This window comes from Microbulbifer mangrovi, from assembly GCF_002009015.1.
Classification (GTDB): Bacteria; Pseudomonadota; Gammaproteobacteria; order Pseudomonadales; family Cellvibrionaceae; genus Microbulbifer; species Microbulbifer mangrovi.
The window spans coordinates 1-5,270 of sequence record NZ_LZDE01000173.1; the positions used below are offsets into that span (position 1 = coordinate 1).

At 56.6% G+C, this 5,270-nt stretch carries 4 protein-coding genes; 1 reads left to right on the forward strand and 3 read right to left on the reverse strand.

All coding sequences use genetic code 11. From position 1 onward, the window contains the following. Nucleotides 1-185 precede the first annotated feature (185 nt). Nucleotides 186-1,025 carry a sugar phosphate isomerase/epimerase family protein gene (locus B4U49_RS01345; RefSeq protein WP_078082795.1) on the forward strand — a complete coding sequence of 280 codons (840 nt, stop codon included), beginning with the start codon at nucleotides 186-188 and terminating at the stop codon, nucleotides 1,023-1,025. A 31-nt stretch (nucleotides 1,026-1,056) separates the two neighbouring features. On the opposite strand, the gene B4U49_RS01350 is transcribed toward B4U49_RS01345, so the two are convergent. The 3 genes from B4U49_RS01350 to B4U49_RS01360 form a co-directional block, all read right to left on the reverse strand. Further along, the gene (locus tag B4U49_RS01350; RefSeq protein ID WP_078082792.1) at nucleotides 1,057-2,817 is read right to left on the reverse strand and encodes a glycoside hydrolase family 43 protein; all 1,761 of its coding nucleotides are present in this window, start codon (nucleotides 2,815-2,817) and stop codon (nucleotides 1,057-1,059) included. A 29-nt stretch (nucleotides 2,818-2,846) separates the two neighbouring features. Further along, on the reverse strand, nucleotides 2,847-4,430 hold the full coding sequence (locus B4U49_RS01355; RefSeq protein ID WP_078082793.1) for a sodium/sugar symporter: 1,584 nt from the start codon (nucleotides 4,428-4,430) through the stop codon (nucleotides 2,847-2,849). 73 nt (nucleotides 4,431-4,503) lie between these two features. Beyond that, nucleotides 4,504-5,139, reverse strand: a complete 636-nt coding sequence (locus B4U49_RS01360) for a 2-dehydro-3-deoxy-6-phosphogalactonate aldolase (protein ID WP_078082794.1) — start codon at nucleotides 5,137-5,139, stop codon at nucleotides 4,504-4,506. Nucleotides 5,140-5,270: the final 131 nt, after the last annotated feature.

Genomic DNA, 5,270 nt, shown 5'->3' on the forward strand with positions numbered 1-5,270 from the left:
ACCCGGCTGCATGCAGCCGGGTTTTTTATGAATCCCGGTTTACATTTATTCCGTATCGGGAATCCTTTTTCCGGTTGTATGCGCGACTGGGAGGAGTTAATTCGGTACCCTTACCGCCGATGAGAAAGAAACCCTGATTCACACCTCTGCCCCAAAAAGCGCGAGCATTGACGATGAACAACAAAATGAATCGTAGAGACTTCCTCAATCTTTCTGTAGCCGCGGTCACCTCCAGCATGCTGCCCTCAGCACTGGCGGGTGGCTCACCGACTACCGGGTCTCGGGTTCCTGTGAGTGGTGTGCAGCTGTATACGGTCCGCACATTGATGGAAAGAGATGTCACTGAAACCCTGAAAGCGCTAGCCGCTATCGGCTACAAGCAGGTTGAGTTCGCGGGTTACTACGGGGTCAAACCTGGTGAAATTCGGAAAGTCCTCAACGGTGAGGGGCTCGCGGCTCCATCTGCGCATTTGCAACTCTCAGAGCTGCGGGCTAACTTTGCCGAGAGCGTGGAAGCTGCAGCGGAAATCGGTCACCGGTATGCCGTTCTGCCCTGGCTTGCCGAGGATGAACGTACGCCGGACAATTACCGCCAGCTGGCGGAGGAACTCAACCGCTGGGGAGAACAATTCCGTGCGGCGGGAATTCAACTTGCCTATCACAATCACGATTTTGAATTCGAGGTAACGGATGGCTTTATCCCTTACCATCACTTGCTGGAAGCTACTGACCCTCAGCTCGTCAGTTTTGAAATGGACCTGTTCTGGATGCACAAGGCCGGGCGGGATCCCCTGGCGTATTTCAGAAAATATCCCGGTCGCTTTCCGCTCTGGCATATCAAGGATATGGACAAGGCTGGGAATATGGTGAATGTCGGGGCGGGGTTAATCGACTTCCCCGAGATTTTCAAGGCAGCGAAGACCGCGGGCTACCGGTTTGGTTTTGTCGAGCACGATAGCCCTGAGAACCCACTTCAGTCGGTAACTGCGAGCCTGGCGGCTGTGCACCGCTGGAACGGACGCTGAAGCTTCCTTCCCTGCTCCACTTGCCGCGCTCTCATCTCCGTGCTGCTTGCTGTACTCCGTTTAAGTTATGCTGTGCGTACATCCCCACAACGGCACCTACAAACCCGCCTGCAGCGGCAGTAGTCAGCACTCCTCCATCTGCATTTTCCAGTAGCGGCGTGAAGTTTTTTTCATCCAGGCTGTAGGAAAAGTCGAGATCGGCCCGGTTAATCGTCATCCGCAGATACACGATATCGCCGTCCTTGATGTCAACGGGTGATTCAAGAATGACCTCGCCGCCGAGATTTTCTTTGCTGCCCGCCTTCTTGCGGATACGCAGAACGGTATCGCCGGTGGCGCTTTCCCCGAGTCCGAGGGTATAGAAAAAGTCGTCGCTTTGTAGCGCCGCAAGCCCCGCCTCCTGTCCCGCTTGCCATGGGGTAAACCGCAACGCGGTGGTGAATTCGGCATTTATATGGGCGAGGCGCCGGCCAATAAACGCAGGCTGGCCACTGCGGTCGCCAATAATCGAAGTTCGCAATGCCAGTGACAGCTCCTGATTATCGGTGTCCCACCAGGTGTCCTTTGGTGTCCGGGCAAACAGCCAGTAGGGGGCCAGGCCTGAATCGGAAAACAGGTCTCGCTGGGTGAAATTCCCGGTAGTGGCACGTAGCGCGGGTTTACCCGGCGGGAGATCGGGTTTTTTTACCGTGAAAGGTAGTGCGCGCCCTTTTTCAAGAATACTTGGCCAGCCGTCTTCCCACTGTACCGGCAACATGAATGTCTCGCGACCGGTGTGGAATCTTCCGGGGTCTTGCGGCGGGGTCGCCAGGTTGTATACGCGCGTACCGAGAAATACCGCCCACCAGTCGCCGTTGCTGTCTTCAAACAGATCCGCATGTCCGGTCGCGGTTACCGGGTTCGGGCGGTCATCGGGCAGTCCGTGCTGGGTCAGCACCGGATTGTTGGGATTCGGCGCGTAAGGGCCGAAGATATTATCCGATCGAAATACCAGCTGCTGATGAAAGTAACCTGTACCTCCGCCGGGGGCAGACAGGTAGTAGCTTCCGTCGACCTTATAAAGATGTGGGCCTTCCAGGTAGTCACTGTTCCAGCGGGGGAGTTCGCCCCCGTCTACCAGAAGCATGTCTTTTGAACGAGGTTCGAAGGTCTCCGGATCCACCTCCATTACCCGGATGGCGGTGTGGGCCGGGTAGCGTTTTTGGTCCGGTTCGGCGTGGTGGACCACATAAGTCTTGCCGTCATCATCAAAGAAAATAGACGGGTCAATGCCATCAAGGTGAGGCAGCCAGATCGGATCGGACCAGGGGCCAGCGGGGTTTTTCGCAGTGACGACAAAATTACCACCGCATCCGATACAGGTATTGATCACATAGAAAGTGCCGGCTCGGTATTCGATAGCCGGCGCGTACACGCCCGCGTTGGTCAGTGGCAGACCATCGAATTGTACTTGTCCGGGACGATGTATGGCATTGCCTATCTGTGTCCAGTTCACCAGATCGCGGCTATGGAAAACCGGGATGCCGGGAAAGAACCCAAAGGTAGAGTTGACCAGGTAGTAGTCCCTGTCTACGCGCACGATACTGGGATCGGGGTGAAACCCCGCAAGAATCGGGTTGCGGTATTCGTTCTCGGCCAGCGCAGTGTCGAAGACGTCATCTTCTCCGCGGTATTCAAACCATTGAAAGTGAGCCTGCCCGGGACCGTGTGAGGATTCAGCTACCGCGCATGTGTTCAGCGCGGTTAAAAACAGGCAAATACAGCCAACGTAAATCCATTTTGTATTTCTCATCGGATGAGCACTCCAATTGACGAACGCGATTACCACCAGGTTGTGTAAAGGGCGATCAGCACCAGAGTGACCCCCACCGCGGCAAGGTTGAATACACTGCTAGTAGCAAAGCTGACTTCACCGGTAGAGAGCGCGTGCACCTGATCCCTGGAGTTGCCACGTGTGCGGTTTTCCCACAGCGAAACAATCACCGCCAGGCTGAAGCAAATCAGGAATACCAACCCCACGCGATCCATAAATGGTAGCTCTGGCCACCAAAGTTTCATCGCCAGAGACAACACGGCGGAGCCGATGGCGGCAACCAGTGCGGAGTTGGCCGTGGCCAGTGGCCAGAAAACACCGAGTACGAACAGGACTGTAATACCCGGGGTAAAGAAGCCGGTGAACTCCTGGATATACTGGAATGCCTGATCGAACTGGCCCAAAAGTGGCTGGGCGCAGATCATGCCCAGCACCAGGGAGATCATCGCCACAGTGCGACCGACGCGCACATAGTGGGTCTGGCTGCGGCCGGGCTGGTAGCGGGCGTAAATATCCATGGTGAAAATCGTGGAGATACTGTTGGTCATGGATGCCAGTGAAGAGACAATAGCGGCAACCAGCGCGGCAAAGATCAGCCCCTTGAAGCCGACCGGCATCAGGTTCATAAGTTGCGGATAAGCCTGATCCGGGCGCTCCAGTTCGGGCAGCAGTATCACCGCGGCAATACCGGGCAGTACCACGATCACCGGCATCAGCAATTTCAGGTAGGCGGCAAAAGCAATACCCTTCTGGCCTTCGGCAATACTTTTTGCCGCCAGTGCCCGCTGGATGATGTATTGGTTGAAACCCCAGTAAGCAAAGTTCACTACCCACATACCACCGACCAGCACCGACAGTCCCGGCAGGCTCATATAATGCGGGTTGTCTTTCGAGAGAATCATGTCGAACTTTTCCGGGGCAACCCGGGTGAGCTCGCTAAACCCGGCCAGTATGCCGCCGCCGTTCTGCTCGCCGATCAGGCTCAGGGCCAGGTAGGACAGCACCAGCCCGCCGATCACCAGCAGCACCACCTGGATGATATCCGTCAGTGCCACCGCCTTGAGGCCGCCGTAGAGGGAGTAGGCCGCGGAAAACAGGCCGAGGAATATCAGCCCCACAAACAGCTCGACACCGGCAATGGCATTGATGGCCAGTGCGCCCAGCCACAACACGGAGGTGAGGTTTACAAATACATACACACCGAGCCAGAAAATGGCGAGCACCAGTTTTACCCGGTCGTCGTAACGCTGCTGCAGAAACTGGGGCATGGTATAGATGCCCTTGCGCACGAAAACCGGCAGGAAATACTTGCCCACCAGTATCAGGGTGATTGCCGCCATCCATTCATAGGAGGCGATGGCAAGACCGATGGCATAACCGGATCCGGACATTCCGATAATCTGCTCCGCGGAAATATTCGCGGCGATCAGTGATGCTCCCACAGCCCACCAGGGTAGGCCTTTGCCGGCGAGAAAATAGTCGCTGGTATTTTTTTGATGGCCGGCTTTCTCTCGCGATACCAGGTAGCCGATGGTCACTAACATGGCGACATAGGCGATAAAAATCGCCAGATCGATTGCTGCCAGTTGCATGGGTTCACCTCGCTATTGCTTATTTTTATGTTTTATTCGGGTACTGGTTTTTAGGGGAATCGTGCGTGTTGCCTCAGTTTGGCACTACCTCGGCAGTCAGGCCGCGGATAGTCGCGACCATTTTGCACGCGCACCGTCGAATTTCGGTCCGGTCCATCCCGGGCCGGTACAGGCCGGACCCGGTACCGAAGCCGTCGACACCAGCTGCTATGTAGGCGGCAAAATCCGGGGCTTCGATACCACCCACCGCGAACAGCGGTACCGGGGGGAGTACAGCGCGAAGCGCCTTGACGGCCTGTGGGGAAATCATGCTGGCCGGAAACAGCTTGATGGCATCGGCGCCCAGAGCGAGGGCTCGAAATACCTCGCTGGGAGTACAGCAGCCGGGCAGAGATACCATTGCGCGGTGTTTTGTCTCATTGATCACTGCGGGATCGCAATTCGGCGATACCACAAGGCGTCCACCGGCGGCGGCTACCTCGTGCACCTGCCGAATGTCGGTGACGGTACCAGCGCCCACCAGTAAGCGATTGCCGAACTTGTCGCTGATTCTGCGGATGGAATCCAGCGCATCCGGTGAGTTGAGTGGCACCTCGACCATGCTGAAACCGCATTGCGCCAGCAGTTCGGCAACCGCTACAGACTCTTGTGGAGTAACGCCGCGCAGGATCGCAACCAGCGGGCAGGCTTCCAGATAGGGTGTCAACATTGGCTGGCCTCCTCTGGGGACTGTGCTTGATCCGGCACCGATTGCGATGGTTTTTCATCTTCAGGACTACCGCCGGCAGAGCAGATCCGGGCAACGCCGAGGACAGCCGTGTGCGCTGGATCCAGCGCACA